We start from the raw sequence: 15831 nt of genomic DNA on the forward strand, positions 1-15831 counted from the left end.
CTATCCTTGGTCTTAGGAAGTCGTTGCCATTTCACGACAAAATTTGCGGCACTACCAATGCAGCTTTCGCGGTTTCACATGCTAAAGTGAAGAAAACTGGCCACGCAAATTGAATATTGAGTCAAACTCTGTGGAAAGGACTACAGGCATACTCAGAAGTGAAAATGAGAAAGCTAGCGAAACAGCTTATTGAACCGCGGCAATTGGGGATCATCTTCGCGGTTCTTGGATAAGCAGAGACGGAAGGCTCACAGCCTCGCTGCCTGCGACCTCTCCGAGAGAATTAGTCTCCTTCAAGCCTCGGCCAATAAGTTGAACAACCTTAGGCGACTCAGCAAATTTTCCGTGGCTCTTCGTTCCAACGTCGTCGACTTCGCTGAGATCAATTACTGAAACACCAAGGTCTTCCAATTGCTCAATGTTTGCTTGCCCAAGTCGTGTTTGTCGTCCAGCAATTAAGCTTGAAAGCTTCAACGCGTAGTCGGCCTTCGAAGTAAGGATGTATACGTCATCTACGACTTCGGGGATCAATTGCAATTGAGCACGAAACAGGTCGAGATCGATGTCCGGTGAAGCCAGAATAATGTTCTTCAGTCGGTTCTTACGATCAAAATGGCCAGTTGTCGTTGCGTAGACAATGCCTTCCATTATGGCAAAGCTGCCCATGGACCATGCTAAGATATCAACCCTGTTCGCATTGCTGCGCGTCAGCAAATCTGCGGCAGTCACCATTTGAACTCTAGATTGAAGTGCACTGTTAAGGTCGTAAACATATCGTGTGGCGCTAGCGTAAGATGCCCAGGAAAAAAGTACCGGAACGCCTTCGAAACCTGAGTCTTGCACGAATTGGGTTAACCTAAGTGTCGCGTCGCTCAGGGTCATATTATACCCGTGTACGAAACCTAAGATCGTTCGATCTTCTGGAGATCTTCTTTCCAATTCTCTATTCATACTTGATAGGAACTTACCGTCGGTTTCATACACCACAGGTTCAATTACAGTGAAGTTCTTGCGCGGGTCTGGTGGATTTGTTTTCGATCTCTCTATCTTTGAGGTCGTGTGGTTAGGGGGCACGGTTACAACGACTGACGAAAGGCCGAGTTGCCCTGATCGTTGACGAGAATATAGTTCAGCTTCAACGCCACTTCGAGCTCTGGATGTCATGATGAAAACTTTATGGCTTGTTATACCCGGCACCTGGGATGGCGACACATCCGGATTTTCAATGCCAATAAGATCCGGCGGACGCGTACAACTTAGTAGTGCAAGGCACAAAACTAGGGAGAACAATGCTTGCCGAAGTATGCCCATCAAAAAGCGCGCTCCCTGTTAGTAAATGAGACCTCCACATTCGGTCAGGAAAGTTCCGCAAGATTTTGCAAGCTGGGTCTACATCAATCGTGCTGACGCGGTTATTTCAGATCTGTATTTGCTTGGTGAAACTTCGAATACTCGTGTAAACGCGCGTGTGAAATGTGAAGTGGCGGAGTAACCAAGCTCGTTGCCAATGATCGCCACTGTCGCCTCACTTCCTCGTAAAAGCTCACATGCCCTTTGCATTCGAACTCGCTCCAATAAATCTCGGAATCCGATACCGTGTGCCTCAAGCCTACGTTGCAAGGTGCGAGGGCCCATTGCCAAAGCGCGGGCGGTTTCCTCAAGACCGCTCTTTCCATCCGGCAAGTGTATCTTGATCAGGTGAGCGACCGACCCAATAAAATCTAGCGGCAAATCTTCACCCAAATGCTTTAGGTCGGCGAGGGAAACCAGTGCATCGCCATTGGAGGCTTGAATGGCCCGTGCTTCTTCGAATTGATCCCGGTCCAAAACGAACGCAAAGCTGTCCGAACAAAAATGCACAGGCGCTTCGAATGTATCTTCATAGTCTTGCTCCCAAGGTCCACTTGAACACGCTAATTTTATGCTCTTCGGGCACCATTCAGGACCAAGATAGGCTCGAATAACGGCCTCAAGAATACGCAGGGTCATATCACCTGCTTGGCGAAAACCAACAATAGACTGGAAAAGGTTCTGATAACCTATAGTGCACTCATTTTCTGAGTACTGTACTGAGATTTCACTCCCACTTTCGTAATACGGTAGCCCGGTTTTAAACTTAGCGATCGCACCTTTCAGCGTTTTTGCGGAAAGGACAAAATCTGCCATTGCACCGTATTCGCTCAGTTCTATTCCTTCAGTAGCCTTAAGGCCAAAAGATCGAATGCCTGTTACTTCAGCGGCGTTTCGGTACAGCCCGATAATGTCTTTCATGGGGATGACAGCGTCACGGTCGTCCAAAATTTCGTAAGGAAGAATCTGCCGATCTAACGTGCGGCGCAGCGCTTCTTCTCCACCCCAAGCTAGAATTAACTCAGGTAGCCCATTTAAATCGCTAACGCGCCCAAACGTCATTTCACTCATAACTAAATATCATGGCTGCGGGAGCCTTATGTCAACTTGGCGTAGATTCAGCGCTTTCCTCTAGCTTCGAGACGGAACGCCGCCGCGCTGTGAGAAAACACGCGGCTTGATGACCATTGCAAAGCAAAGTTTTGCAATCGATCAAGCCATTGCCGGGATTTTGTCGTGAAATGGTAACGCCGTTCCTCAGAAAGATAGAGCAAGCGAAACTTGATCATCATAACATCGGCATGAGGCTACGATCTACCATTCCAGAAGCGGTGGACGGCGACAAAGCGTATTTGCTCAATGGTTGGATTACTCAGTCCAGCCCGAGCGATTGCAATAGGTTTCCTCCGGTTTGAGAGAAACTGGTCGAATGAGACACTTGTGGCTGGCTTGGAAAGCAATCCCAGCAAGTGAGCCTCCTCGCAAGCCAATGCAAAAGCAAGCGACGTTGGAGTAGTTATGTATTTAGGGAAAGAAAAGTGAACGCCCAAATTCTGTCACTACGCGCACTATTTGTTTCTGTTGGTGCGATACAGTTAGCAACAGCAGCCCTGGGAACGCTAGTCGCTCTTCAAATCGCGTCGATTGGAGGAACTCAAGAAGCCGCTTCGATTGTCGCTGCAGCTTATTCGCTTGGGTTTATGGTTGGCTGTTTTTACATCGCTAAGCCGCTAGCTCGGATTGGGCACATCCGGGCCTTCACGGCGGCCGCTGCGATTTGCACGCTTTTCACTCTAATTCTGTCGAGTACCCAAGAACCAGTCATAATGGTGTTTGTTCGGTTCATCACCGGGCTCGCGACGGCAGGTCTATACGCTATCGGCGATGCTTGGATCAATGACACTGCCGGACCTGAAAACCGAGGACGCATACTCGCAGTTTACGCAATCGTTCTCGGCATCGTGTCGGTTCTGAGCCAAGGGATTGTCATTAACCAATCAGCCGAGCTTTCAGAAGCCTTTGTTCTTGTCTCGATGTTCTATTGCTTCGCAATTGTCGTGCTTGCAACAACGCGGACCAATCCTGCGAGTCCCGGAGGAACAGCGAATATTAGGATTAGCGAAGTCTTCAGAGAGTCGCCCACAGCGTTCGTCGGCGCTTTTATAAACGGTCTTCTAGTCACTGTTATGTTAACAGTTGTTCCGTTTCGTGCCAGCGTGCTGGGGCTCGATCCCAGGACAATTGCTATTGGAATTGGATTGGCCTACGCGGGCCGCATTTTTTTCCAGTTCCCGCTCGGAAAAGCCTCTGACGAAATGGACCGTCGGATTTTGATTGCTGGCGTCTCTGTATTTACCGCTATGATACTGTTACTGTTCGTTGTTTTGGGCAAGGGCGACGCCGCGGCTGCCAAGGGCGACTATGGTATAGGGTGGCAGCTTTTTGGGTTTGCTTTGGTTTTCCTCTTGGGTGGCTTGCTTCTCCCAACCTATTCGTTGCTAGTCGCGCATGGAATGGATCGAACTGTGCCGGTCTACGTTCCTTCTGCAGCAGTAACGCTACTCTTCGTTTGGACGCTCGGCGGTGTGACGGGGCCTGTTCTTGCAGCAATTGTGAGTAAGTTATTTGGCGATGGAAACATATTCTTGATGTGCTTGGTCATCGCGCTCACGTTCTCACTGTTTGTCGTTTGGCGTAGGAATCGCCGCGATAGTGTACCGCAAGCTGCTCGAGCTACTCATGTGCCCGGTACCGCGACAAGCGTTGAGATGACGCCTGAGCAAAAGCGAGTACCGGTTTCTGCCACGATTTTGGGGGCAGAAGAGGAACTATGATACTTATTAGCTTCGCGAGCTTCAGCTTTGTTTCGGATAGGCGAGTGTGTCGGGTGCCGCTTGGTATCACATTGCGAAGTAGCCAAGATGAGGCCTTACACCCGCAGATACAAGCATCATCACGCGGTCACAATCCGATAAGAAAATTTTTGAAATGCAATTCACGTTAAGTGTTGGGAACTCATTGAGTGAGGAAAAAATGCGCAATAAAACAAAAGCTTCTGTATTTTATCTGTGCGTAGGTTTATTTGTAGGTTGGATGGTGTATCAACCTACGGCTCAGTCTTTCGCCCAAACCGCAAGCAGGAAATGTCCAGAAAACCCCGACAAATCAGGAACCTTCACATTGGAAGGCCAAAAGAGAGGAATATTCGTCGCTTTTAGACAGGGAGAAGGCGTCCTTACTCTCAACAACGGTCAGCAGGTTGAGTTTACAGTAAGAGGGTTGAAGTTCGGCGAAACGGGATCGAGCACCGTACGAATAAAGGGAGATGTATACGGGCTGCAGTCCTTGGAAGACTTCGTTGGACACTATGAAGGAGTCGCTGGTGGCTTCTTGCCGATGATAGAACGAAAAGACGTACAAGTGGTGAATTCTAACTGTGTGACTCTAGTTGCTAAAGTCGTTGAATCGGGATTGCGCTACTCTCTTGTAGCCGGACAGAGTTTTTTAATTGAATTCCCTGAAGAATGAGAAATGGATTTGAGTACAAATATTTACAATCGTCCTTCGTGAGATGGTCGACTTCCAAACAACAACAATAACAACACTTAAAACCCCCGATTTTTGAAGTCGCTTTCTGAAAACCCCCGCCCCCTCATTATTCGGATATGAATTCTGTCTGGCCAACTGCCCAGCGCTATACGGCTTGCTGGCCTCTGCCGATAAACCATGCCCATGTGTCAGCTTCAGAGCGTGGCGCAAATGTCTGTCCATGGAGTCGGTCTCGACTTTTGGCAGACACCCTGCCGCAACTTCTAAAACATCATTGGCAAACAAGGAGACCATCACATGATGATCGGATATGCTCGCACGTCGACACTGGAACAGAAAGCATCCCTAGAGGCTCAGAGAGAGTCACTGAGGGGCGTTGGGTGCGAGAAGGTGTACGAGGAACAGATAAGCTCTGTGGCCCTCAGAGAGTCCCTCAACGCCGCTATGGAGTTCTGCCGGGAAGGTGACGTTCTGGTAGTGACCAAACTGGACAGACTGGCCCGGTCTGTGAAGCATCTCGGGGAAATTGTGGACGACCTAGAAGCAAGGAATATTGGCCTTTGGGTGCTGAACCTAGGCTTGGATACGTCAAATGCCACCGGGAAACTGATGCTGAATGTTCTGGGTTCCGTGGCTCAGTTTGAACGGGAGATGATGCTGGAACGTCAACGGGAAGGCATCGCCAAGGCAAAGGCCGAAGGCAAGTACAAGGGAAGAAAGCCCACTGCCAGAGCTAAGGCAACGGACATTGAGCAGTTGCTTTCTGAGGGGCTTAGCAAACGGGCGATAGCCAGACACCTGAACATCTCCGAAAGGTCAGTCTATCGAGTCGTGACGTCGCTGTCCTGACACCTCACCACCTCAATCAGATCACTTAAAAAAACAATCGTCGTACGAGCCGCTTTGGATAATTCTGAGCGGCTTTTTTGTACGCCCAGCGCAAGAAAGACCAACTCATGAAACTGTACAAACGCAATGGTTCTTCATTCTGGTGGTATTCGTTCACCGTTGATGGAAAGCAATACCGGGGTTCAACAAAGCGGTTATCCAACGACAAAAAGGGGGCAAAGGCAGTCATGCAGAAAGCCTACCAAGATGCGCTTGACCGAGTTCAGTTTGCAGAGCTGCCTGAAATCAGCCTTGAGGACTGCTTTGAACATGCATTGGTTGATCTGGACAAGGAACAGTCCAGACGCATCTACAGGGCGTCCTATCGTGTCCTGTATGAATACGTTTCGTCAAAGGACATGAACGCTTCTGACTTCACGCAAGACATGCTGGAAGACTTTCTGGACTTTCGTCGTCAACAGGGCCGTAAGGAAAACACTCTGAAAGGTGATATTCGAGCGATCCGTCGTGCGTTCAACAAGCTTGAGCATCGGTACAACTGCCCGAAGCTGAAGTACCCGAGCATCAAAGGCTTTACCAAGACACGGTATCTGTCTGACCGTGAGGAAAAGATCATCTTCGATGTTCTGGCGCAGAACGAAACTATCACGGCACGTAAGGCGGAACAGCTTTGCGTGGTGCTGATTGACACGGGTTTACGCCTGATGGAAGCGGTAACTCTGGAATGGGAATTCATCGACCTGAACAGACGGGAAATCGAAGTCTACCGGACCAAGACCGGAACGGTATCGTTGGTGCCTATCTCGCAAAGGGTTCATGACCTGTTTCGACGGTTGCATAATCAGGACCAGCCTTTCGAGGGCGTAGAGGAAGCAATCAAACTTCTGCGTAAGGTGATCCGTGACAACTGCAACAAGTCGGAGCGGGTTGTCCTGACACGGGGTAGCGCCACGGTGCATAGCCTTCGGGATACTTATGCCAGTCGGATGGTCCAACGTGGCCTTTCGATACAGCAAGTCTCGGTCCTTCTGGGGCATTCAAATATCTCCCAGACCATGAAATACGCTCAACTTGAAAAGGTAGACGTGGTTGCTCAGGCACGTTTGGCGCTCGACGCCTGACGCGCAATCTTAGTACAAAAACCCACACAGTATGTGCGGACAATACTTCTGGGGTAGGAAAATCAGGCTGTAAAGGGCTGAAAAGTAAATGAAAAATGGAGTGGTGGGTGATAACGGATTTGAACCGCTGACATCTTCGATGTGAACGAAGCGCTCTACCACTGAGCTAATCACCCGTAAGGCGGCGTATTACAGCGACTTTGAAACTGCTGCAAGTGCCATTTTGGAGGCAAAAGCCCCGAGGTAAACTCGGGGCTTTTGGCTTTAAAGTCCCGGCAAACCCGGAAGTTGGGTCAACACTCCGCGACGACCGAATGTGGTGCCACGGTCGTTGCCAAAGTTTACGCGAACGCCGACAGTCACATAGGCTTCGTTTGAGCTGCCCGAAACAAGCGGGGACGAGACATGAGCCACGCCTAGGTTGCCATAAACTTCGGCATTGTCAGCCGCCGCGTAAGACGCGCCAATCGCGAAAAGGTTGAAGTCCAGCGCGCCTCCAAAGTTGTCGACGATGTCGAAGCTGGTGCTCAGTTCCCAAGCGTCGGTCAGCTCGGTCTTGGCCGAGATTCCGAACAAGGTGCCATCTAGGTCCGAAGCATTGGTCAGATCCTGGCGTCCCAGGTACCCTTCGATTTCGGCGGGTCCAGCATCAAATCCAGCTTCGATCCCGTAGAATTCGAAATCCGCATCATCTAGGTCCTCCTGGCCGTAGAACAGGCCAAAGGACGCGTTGTTGGCGGTGTGCAAGTTGCCGTGCAAAGTCCAGTTGGTTGCGGTTTCACTCAGGTCTTGGAATCGCTGTACGCCAAGGTCGAGTTGTGCGCTGAAGGCGCGGCTAAACGCCAATTCTGCAGCGCCGTTTAGGTTGTAGGCATCGCCAAAGTCGGTGTCTGTAAATGTCGAGTAATCCAAATTCAGGTAACCACCGGAAATTTCCGCGGCCTGTGCGGCTCCGATTGTTGTTGATGCTGCCAAAATGCTGTAAATAATACGTTTTTTCACGTTTCTGCTCCGTTTGCTTGTTTTGTTTGCTAAGGGTCACACTATGACCTGATGAGCAGTCGTCGCTTTATCTACGTGGTGCCTGAATGTGTATCTAAACAGACCGAATTTCAGCCTGTGTGGCGAGGGTGACACAGGTTCAGGTTGTGGAGATCATGAGTCTCCCGTTGGTTTGTCGCCAGTGATCAAAAAGCGGCAGTTTTCTTTGAAACAGGCAGAGTAAGGTCGACAGGGTTTCGCAGTAAAATTTCGCAATTCAGAAAAAACTTCAAAACGCCGCTTGACGCTGCCCGAGCGTAGCCATAATACACCCAAACGTTCAGCAACGAACGGGCAGCGGGCGGTTGTAGCTCAGTTGGTTAGAGTACCGGCCTGTCACGCCGGGGGTCGCGGGTTCGAGCCCCGTCAACCGCGCCATCGCTGCCATCCTTGGTCCAGGTTAAAGGCCACTAAAATAGATGCGCGGTTGTAGCTCAGTTGGTTAGAGTACCGGCCTGTCACGCCGGGGGTCGCGGGTTCGAGCCCCGTCAACCGCGCCATTTATTTGATCGAAATCTTCCCTGATCAGTCAGATAAGCACAATTCTCTGCGGACGGTTCGTGCGTTCTGTCAGGAGAGTTCGGCAATAATTTGTTCGTTCTCACTTTGTTCTAATTTTTGTGTTGGAGACTCAGCGCCGCTCGCCTATTTCTAGGACACTTACGTTTTGGGGGCCAAAATGGCTGAGCTGAAGAATATCGAGGTGCGCGGCGCGCGCGAACATAACCTCAAAAGCATTGATGTGGATATTCCGCGGGATCAGCTTGTGGTGATCACGGGGCTGTCTGGTTCGGGCAAGTCGTCGCTGGCCTTTGATACGATCTATGCCGAGGGTCAGCGTCGCTATGTCGAAAGCCTGTCGGCTTATGCGCGGCAGTTTCTGGACATGATGGAAAAGCCGGATGTGGATCACATCAGCGGGCTGTCCCCGGCGATCTCGATCGAACAGAAGACGACCTCGAAGAACCCACGCTCGACCGTCGGTACCGTGACCGAAATCTACGACTATCTGCGCCTTTTGTTCGCCCGCGCAGGCACGCCGTATAGCCCCGCCACAGGCCAGCCGATCGAAGCGCAGCAGGTACAGGATATGGTTGATCGCATCATGACGATGGAGGAGGGCACGCGCGGCTATCTGCTGGCCCCCATCGTGCGCGATCGGAAGGGGGAATATAAGAAAGAGTTTCTTGAACTGCGCAAACAAGGTTTTCAGCGTGTAAAAGTTGATGGCGAGTTCTATGAACTCGATACCCCGCCCACTTTGGACAAGAAATTCCGCCATGACATCGACGTGGTCGTAGACCGCCTTGTTGTGCGCGAAGGGATGGAGACTCGGCTGGCCGACAGCCTGCGCACCGCTTTGGATCTGGCGGATGGCATTGCGATTCTGGAAACCGCTCCGAAGGAGGGCGACCCGGAACGTATAACCTTCAGCGAGAATTTTGCGTGTCCGGTCAGCGGTTTCACCATCCCCGAGATAGAACCGCGCCTGTTTTCCTTCAACGCGCCATTTGGGGCGTGCCCCGATTGCGACGGGTTAGGGGTCGAGCTGTTCTTTGATGAACGCCTCGTGGTGCCGGACCAGACGCTCAAGCTGTATGACGGTGCCTTGGCCCCGTGGCGCAAGGGTAAGTCGCCCTATTTCTTGCAAACCATCGAAGCCATTGCGCGGCATTTTGAGTTCGACAAGAACACCCCGTGGAAAGACCTTCCCGCCAAGGTGCAACAGGTGTTCCTGCGCGGCTCTGGTGATGAGGACATCCAGTTCCGTTATGACGAGGGCGGCCGTGTCTATCAGGTGACGCGCAGCTTTGAGGGCGTGATTCCAAACATGGAACGCCGCTATCGCGAAACCGACAGCGCGTGGATCCGTGAAGAGTTCGAACGCTATCAGAACAACCGTCCTTGCGGGGCCTGCGAAGGCTACCGCTTGCGGCCCGAAGCGCTCGCCGTCAAGATCGCGGGTCTGCATGTGGGGCAGGTCGTGCAGATGTCGATCCGTGAGGCCTTAGCTTGGGTCGAGGACGCGCCGAACCATCTGAGCGTACAGAAGAATGAGATCGCGCGGGCGATTCTGAAAGAGATCCGTGAACGCCTTGGATTTCTGAATAATGTGGGTTTGGAATATCTTACGCTTTCGCGCTCAAGTGGTACGCTGTCGGGCGGCGAAAGCCAGCGTATTCGTCTGGCCAGCCAGATCGGCTCGGGCCTGACCGGGGTGCTTTACGTATTGGACGAACCTTCGATTGGTCTGCACCAACGCGACAATGACAGGCTGCTGGGGACGCTCAAGAACCTGCGCGATCAGGGTAATACGGTGATCGTCGTTGAGCATGACGAAGAGGCCATCCGCGAGGCCGATTATGTGTTCGATATCGGCCCCGGCGCGGGTGTGCATGGCGGGCAGGTGGTCAGCCACGGTACGCCTGAACATATCGCGGCGGATGCGGCCTCGATGACCGGGCAGTACCTGTCGGGCACGCGCGAGATTGCTGTGCCGGGTGACCGACGCAAGGGTAACAAGAAAAAGCTCAAGGTCGTCAAAGCCACTGGAAACAACCTAAAGAATGTCACGGCCGAGTTCCCTCTGGGCAAGTTCGTCTGCGTGACTGGCGTGTCCGGCGGCGGTAAATCGACCCTGACGATTGAGACGCTGTTCAAGACGGCTTCGATGCGGTTGAACGGCGCGCGCCAGACGCCTTCGCCCTGCGAGACGATCAAAGGGCTGGAGCATCTGGACAAAGTCATCGACATTGACCAGCGGCCTATCGGGCGAACTCCGCGTTCGAATCCAGCGACTTACACCGGGGCCTTCACCCCGATCCGCGATTGGTTCGCCGGCCTGCCCGAGGCCAAGACCCGGGGGTACAAGCCCGGTCGGTTCAGCTTTAACGTCAAAGGTGGCCGGTGCGAGGCGTGTCAGGGCGACGGCGTTATCAAGATTGAGATGCACTTTCTCCCCGACGTCTACGTGACCTGCGAGACCTGCAAAGGCGCGCGGTACAATCGTGAGACGCTTGAAATCAAGTTCAAGGGCAAGTCCATTGCCGACGTCCTTGATATGACAGTGGAAGACGCGCAGGAGTTCTTTAAGGCCGTGCCTTCAATCCGCGACAAGATGGATGCGCTGGCGCGTGTTGGGCTGGGCTATATCAAGGTGGGCCAGCAGGCCACGACCCTGTCAGGGGGCGAGGCGCAGCGGGTGAAGCTGTCAAAAGAATTGTCCAAACGCTCGACCGGGCGGACGCTTTATATTCTGGACGAGCCGACCACGGGTCTTCATTTCGAAGACGTGCGCAAGCTGTTGGAAGTGCTGCATGAACTGGTCGATCAGGGCAATACAGTTGTAGTGATCGAACATAATCTGGACGTGGTGAAAACCGCCGATCATATCATCGACATTGGCCCTGAAGGCGGTGATGGTGGCGGTGAGATCGTGGCCACCGGCACACCCGAAGATGTGGCCGCTGTTGACCGCAGTCATACCGGTCGGTACCTAAAACAGATGTTGAACCCGGAACAGGTTGCGGCTGAATAAGCTAGTATTGTGCGTGTCTGAGCATGTGCCAATGACGCAGCAAGGGTGGAAAGAACAGGAACACAAAGCCGAAGTTTTCGTAGGCGAATACTATCATAGGTAACCAAAGTGCGACCCCGATCAGTCCGACAAGCCCGGCAATTCGTGTCGCAGTCACAGGTTTGACCATGCGGTTAAGGACAGCGTGAAACAGACGGCCACCGTCCAACGGCATCAGGGGCAACATGTTGAATACCGCCAAAAACAGGTTCAATTGGGCGGTCACGACTAGAACCCAGCCCAGTTCGGGCGAGGTGACGAAAGGTTCCAGCAGTGAACACAATGCCCACAGCGTCAGGTTGACGATCGGCCCCATAGCGACGATCAATTCGTCTTCGTAGGATGAGGTCGAGCGGCGATGTTCGCAAAACCCGCCACCTCCATACAGGACGACGCGATTGACGGGGATACCCTGTATCAAGCACCCCCAGGCGTGTCCGAGCTCATGCAGCAGGATTGAGGTCAATAAAATGGCCACAAAACCAAGCGCATAGGGCAGGGATTCGGGATCAAAACTGAACCCCACTATGAGCAAAACTAGAAAAATCAGACTTTGGTTTAACTGAATGGGTACGTTCCACGGTCCGCGGAACTCAAAAATCGAATTGTCACTATGCATATTCAATCCTCGCAATAATGAGAATTGAAATGACGCTGAATTGCGTCAAAAGTAGGGAGCTAACGCAGAGGTTGTGTGACTTAGTTAAGGATATCCGCAACGGCGCCGATCAAGTTCAGCACTTTGCGGGTCTCGGGATCGACCCGGTAGACATAGTCCCCGGCGCGGACATATGACCCTCGGTTCAAGCCATAGCGGTACGGATCATTGATCCAGCGGTAATCGTTGTTGATGAAGTCACCGTTGCGATACAGCTTTTTTGCCTGTCCAGGTGGAACGCAGGGGACATTTTTCTTGGCCAATCCCGGAGGGCAATGCCCAGCCTTGCCTTTGGTTTGAATCACAGGTTGCGAGGGTACGCGAAAGACCTTGTCGGCGTTTTGACCGTTGCCTTTACCATTGCCTGCCATCACCGCTGCGGGCGCTGCGACAAACATGGAAGCAACCATTATTACTTTCAAAACACGGGACATAGAAACCTCCGGCACACGAATTGATATACGCCGATAGATGGCGGTCCGATCAGAGCGGGTCAACCCCGTGGGCAGTTTGTCGCCCACGGACGAAGGTTAACTTCTTCCTCGTTTTTCAAAACGGGGCAGCATGGCAGAGAAATCTTTGCCCAAACCGTCTTCGGATTCCACGAATTGCTGATAAAGAGCCGTAGCCGCCTGACCAAGTGGCGTATCCGCATCTGAACTTTCCGCGGCCTGTTGGCTTAGGCGCAAGTCTTTGAGCATCAGTTCGGCGGCAAAGCCGGGCTGGTAGTCATTGTCCGAAGGGCTGGAGGGGCCGACCCCCGGTGCGGGGCAATAAGCGTTCATTGTCCAGCTATATCCCGAGGATGTGCTGACTACGTCAAACATTTTCTGTCGGTCCAGACCCAGCTTGTCTGCTAATGCAAACGCTTCACAGGTGGCAATCATGGTCACGCCCAGAATCATGTTATTGCATATTTTGGCGGCTTGACCTGCGCCTGATCCGCCGCAATGCACGGCCTTTTGTCCCATGATTTCGAACAGGGGGGCTGCCTTGCCAAAAGCGACATCACTGCCGCCTGCCATAAAGGTCAAGGTACCGGCCGCAGCCCCACCGATCCCGCCGGATACGGGTGCGTCCACTGCCAAGACACCGGCTTGTGCAGCCTGATCGGCCACGGCGCGGGCGCTGTCGACATCCACGGTCGAGCAATCAATCCAAACCGAACCGGAATTCATCGCAGGCAAAATATCATCCGCCACGGCCCGCAGGATCTGGCCGTTCGGAAGCATGGTGATAACAATGTCGGCACCGCCTGCAGCCTCAGCGCCCGATGAGGAAAGGGTCACGCCTGCAACATCCACATCCGCCATATCAAACCCGACCACGTCATGACCGGCTTTCGCCAGATTGGCAGCCATCGGATTCCCCATGTTCCCAAGCCCGATAAATCCGATCTTCATTCCTCAATCCTCCTAGAATGTCAGTGCTTTAGCGTCCATCGGTTGAAGCATCCTCGATACCTCGACAATGGGTACGTTCTGGTCAGGGTGCCTCCAACGCGGAGTGCGGTCTTTGTCGATAATCTGTGCGCGAATACCTTCCAGAAAGTCACCGTGTTCCATCGCACGACTTGTAAAGCGGAACTCGTGTTCCAGCGCCTTCTGGATGGTAAGGCTGGGGGTGCGCAAGCGATGCAGGATCTCGATACAGCAGGCCATAGCCAGCGGCGAACCCCGGTTGATCAATTTAAGCGCGGCGGTTGCGAAGTCCGTTTCGCTGCCTTTGAGGCTATTGAGGATGTCTTGCAGCCGTTCGCCGTCAAAATGCGCGTCGATCTTGGTTTGCAATCCGGTCAACACGCCCTCCGGGGGTGTTTGGGCGTGGGTGGTCAGAAGGCTGGCGTCTCCGGATGCTTCCAACAGTTCGATCAAGTCCGACCATTGAGCCATAGGGATGAAGTGATCCGCGAAACCTGCGAAAATGGCATCATCCGGGCCCATCCGATGACCGGTCATGCCAAGGTATTCGCCGACCCGTCCCGGTGCGAGCGCCAGCATCAGCGAGCTACCGACATCCGGAACCAATCCGATCCCGCATTCGGGCAGGGCGATCTGGCTACTTTCGCCTACAATCCTGTGGCTGCCGTGACAGCCAATGCCAACGCCACCGCCCATGGTGAACCCTTGCAGAAAGCTGACGACGGGCTTTGGGAATTCAAATATCAGCGCGTTCAGGCGGTACTCATCGCGCCAAAACGTCTGGCCGTAAGCATAGTCACCGTTCTTGCCGGTCTCGTACAGTTCCGCAATGTCGCCGCCAGCGCAGAATGCCTTGTCGCCCTCGGCGTCCATAACAATAAGATCAACCGAGTCATCTTCACGCCAGTTGCGCAAAGCAGTGTCTATGGCCATGCACATGTCATAGCTGAGCGCGTTCAGGGCTTTGGTCCGGGTCAGTGTGATCCGTCCGGCGCGACCAGTGGTGCGAATGTCGATATCAGCCATGGCCCCCTCAGCGATTGGCGAGCATCTGGCGCGACACGATCACGCGCATGATTTCGTTCGTGCCTTCCAGGATCTGATGCACGCGCAAGTCGCGGACCAGTTTCTCGATCCCGTAATCTGCCAGATAGCCATAGCCGCCATGCAGTTGCAGGCATTGATCCACCACTTTCGATCCAGTCTCGGTCACGAATTTCTTGGCCATGGCGCAGAACTTGGTGGCATCCGGCGCGCCCTGATCCAGTTTCCAGGCCGCCTGCCGTAAGAACGTTCGGGCTGCCTGCAACTCGATCTCCATATCGGCCAGACGGAATTGCAGCGCCTGAAACTGGTCGATGGACTGACCGAACGCTTGCCGCTCGGACATATATTGCAACGTCATATTCAGCCCCGCTTGCGCGGCCCCTAACGAGCATGAGGCGATGTTCAGCCGTCCACCATCCAGCCCCATCATCGCGTATTTGAATCCATCGCCTTCGACGCCGACAAGGTTCTCGGCCGGGATTTTGCAATCATCGAACTGCACTTGTGCTGTGGGTTGGCTTTTCCATCCCATCTTCTGCTCCAAGGCGCCGAAGGACAGGCCGGGCGCACCGTCTTCGACATAGACCGTTGAGATTCCCTTGGGGCCGTCCTGTCCGGTGCGCACCATGCAGACATAAGCATCGGAATACCCGCCGCCCGAGATAAATGCCTTGGTCCCGTTCAGGGTGTATCCTTCATTGCTGCGGTCCGCGCGGGTTTTCAACGCAGCAGCATCCGAGCCCGAGCCCGGTTCGGTCAGACAATAGCTGAGAACGGTATTCAGGCTGAGAACATCGGGCATAATGCGCGCTTTCAGCGCATCCCCGGCGAAACTGTCCAGCATCTTGGCGCACATGTTGTGAATCGACAAAAACGCTGCAACGGACGGGCAGGCCATCGACAACGCCTCGAAAACCATGGTGGCATCCAGACGCGACAGACCAGAACCACCGCTGTCTTCAGAGACGTAGAGGCCGCCGAACCCAAGCTCTCCGACACGGGGCCACAGGTCTTTGGGGATGGTGCCTTCGGCCTCCCACTGTCGAGCATAGGGGGCGATGTTCTCCTGCCCGAACTCATAGGCCATGTCGAAGATCGCAGTCTGCTCTTCGGTCAAAGCGAAATCCATGGCTTCCCTCCCACGCCGACGGATGAATTGAACGAGTGTTTATTTCCTAATCCTTACAGAAATTTTTCACGGCCAGCAATTCTCAGCAT

General features: G+C 53.2%; 13 protein-coding genes and 3 tRNA genes. 7 read left to right on the plus strand and 9 right to left on the minus strand.

The features are described from left to right. Positions 1–210: 210 nt before the first annotated feature. Positions 211–1074, minus strand: a complete 864-nt coding sequence (locus tag GOW48_RS22370; protein WP_414478960.1) for an alpha/beta hydrolase — start codon at positions 1072–1074, stop codon at positions 211–213. A 315-nt stretch (positions 1075–1389) separates the two neighbouring features. After that, on the minus strand, positions 1390–2421 hold the full coding sequence (locus GOW48_RS02190; protein WP_170724319.1) for an AraC family transcriptional regulator: 1032 nt from the start codon (positions 2419–2421) through the stop codon (positions 1390–1392). A 467-nt stretch (positions 2422–2888) separates the two neighbouring features. On the opposite strand from GOW48_RS02190, the gene GOW48_RS02200 reads away from it, so the two are divergent. The 4 genes from GOW48_RS02200 (at position 2889) to GOW48_RS02215 (ending at position 6869) form a co-directional block, all read left to right on the plus strand. Further along, on the plus strand, positions 2889–4184 hold the full coding sequence (locus GOW48_RS02200; RefSeq protein WP_170751022.1) for an MFS transporter: 1296 nt from the start codon (positions 2889–2891) through the stop codon (positions 4182–4184). Between the two features lie 199 nt (positions 4185–4383). Further along, on the plus strand, positions 4384–4878 hold the full coding sequence (locus GOW48_RS02205; RefSeq protein WP_170756474.1) for a hypothetical protein: 495 nt from the start codon (positions 4384–4386) through the stop codon (positions 4876–4878). Between the two features lie 318 nt (positions 4879–5196). After that, positions 5197–5748, plus strand: coding sequence for a recombinase family protein (locus tag GOW48_RS02210; protein WP_170751026.1), 552 nt, complete (start codon positions 5197–5199; stop codon positions 5746–5748). Positions 5749–5855: 107 nt separating this feature from the next. Next, on the plus strand, positions 5856–6869 hold the full coding sequence (locus GOW48_RS02215; protein ID WP_170751028.1) for a tyrosine-type recombinase/integrase: 1014 nt from the start codon (positions 5856–5858) through the stop codon (positions 6867–6869). 101 nt (positions 6870–6970) lie between these two features. Here the strand turns inward: GOW48_RS02215 and GOW48_RS02220 are convergent. Further along, a tRNA-Val gene (locus tag GOW48_RS02220) sits at positions 6971–7045 on the minus strand. 88 nt (positions 7046–7133) lie between these two features. Further along, positions 7134–7871, minus strand: coding sequence for a porin (locus GOW48_RS02225; protein WP_170751030.1), 738 nt, complete (start codon positions 7869–7871; stop codon positions 7134–7136). 340 nt (positions 7872–8211) lie between these two features. Here GOW48_RS02225 and GOW48_RS02230 point away from each other — a divergent pair. From GOW48_RS02230 to uvrA, 3 genes are all read left to right on the plus strand, one after another. Continuing rightward, positions 8212–8288: transfer RNA gene (locus GOW48_RS02230), tRNA-Asp, on the plus strand. Positions 8289–8333: 45 nt separating this feature from the next. Continuing rightward, positions 8334–8410, plus strand: a tRNA-Asp gene (locus tag GOW48_RS02235). 179 nt (positions 8411–8589) lie between these two features. Then, positions 8590–11448, plus strand: a complete 2859-nt coding sequence (gene uvrA / locus GOW48_RS02240) for an excinuclease ABC subunit UvrA (RefSeq protein ID WP_170751032.1) — start codon at positions 8590–8592, stop codon at positions 11446–11448. Position 11449: 1 nt separating this feature from the next. Here the strand turns inward: uvrA and GOW48_RS02245 are convergent, their stop codons facing one another. From GOW48_RS02245 to GOW48_RS02265, 5 genes are all read right to left on the minus strand, one after another. Beyond that, positions 11450–12106 carry a site-2 protease family protein gene (locus GOW48_RS02245; protein WP_170756473.1) on the minus strand — a complete coding sequence of 219 codons (657 nt, stop codon included), beginning with the start codon at positions 12104–12106 and terminating at the stop codon, positions 11450–11452. A gap of 80 nt (positions 12107–12186) precedes the next feature. Beyond that, positions 12187–12579 carry a hypothetical protein gene (locus tag GOW48_RS02250; protein ID WP_170751036.1) on the minus strand — a complete coding sequence of 131 codons (393 nt, stop codon included), beginning with the start codon at positions 12577–12579 and terminating at the stop codon, positions 12187–12189. Between the two features lie 96 nt (positions 12580–12675). Continuing rightward, the gene (gene mmsB, locus GOW48_RS02255) at positions 12676–13548 is read right to left on the minus strand and encodes a 3-hydroxyisobutyrate dehydrogenase (protein WP_170751038.1); all 873 of its coding nucleotides are present in this window, start codon (positions 13546–13548) and stop codon (positions 12676–12678) included. A 12-nt stretch (positions 13549–13560) separates the two neighbouring features. After that, complete coding sequence (locus GOW48_RS02260) at positions 13561–14592, minus strand: enoyl-CoA hydratase/isomerase family protein (protein WP_170354060.1); 1032 nt, start codon at positions 14590–14592, stop codon at positions 13561–13563. 7 nt (positions 14593–14599) lie between these two features. Then, entirely contained in the window at positions 14600–15742 is a 1143-nt protein-coding gene (locus GOW48_RS02265) for an acyl-CoA dehydrogenase family protein (RefSeq protein WP_170354061.1), read from the minus strand. Between the last annotated feature and the right edge of the window lie 89 nt (positions 15743–15831).

The sequence above is a fragment of the Ruegeria lacuscaerulensis genome (assembly GCF_013033355.1).
In the GTDB taxonomy this organism is placed as follows: Bacteria; Pseudomonadota; Alphaproteobacteria; order Rhodobacterales; family Rhodobacteraceae; genus Ruegeria; species Ruegeria lacuscaerulensis_A.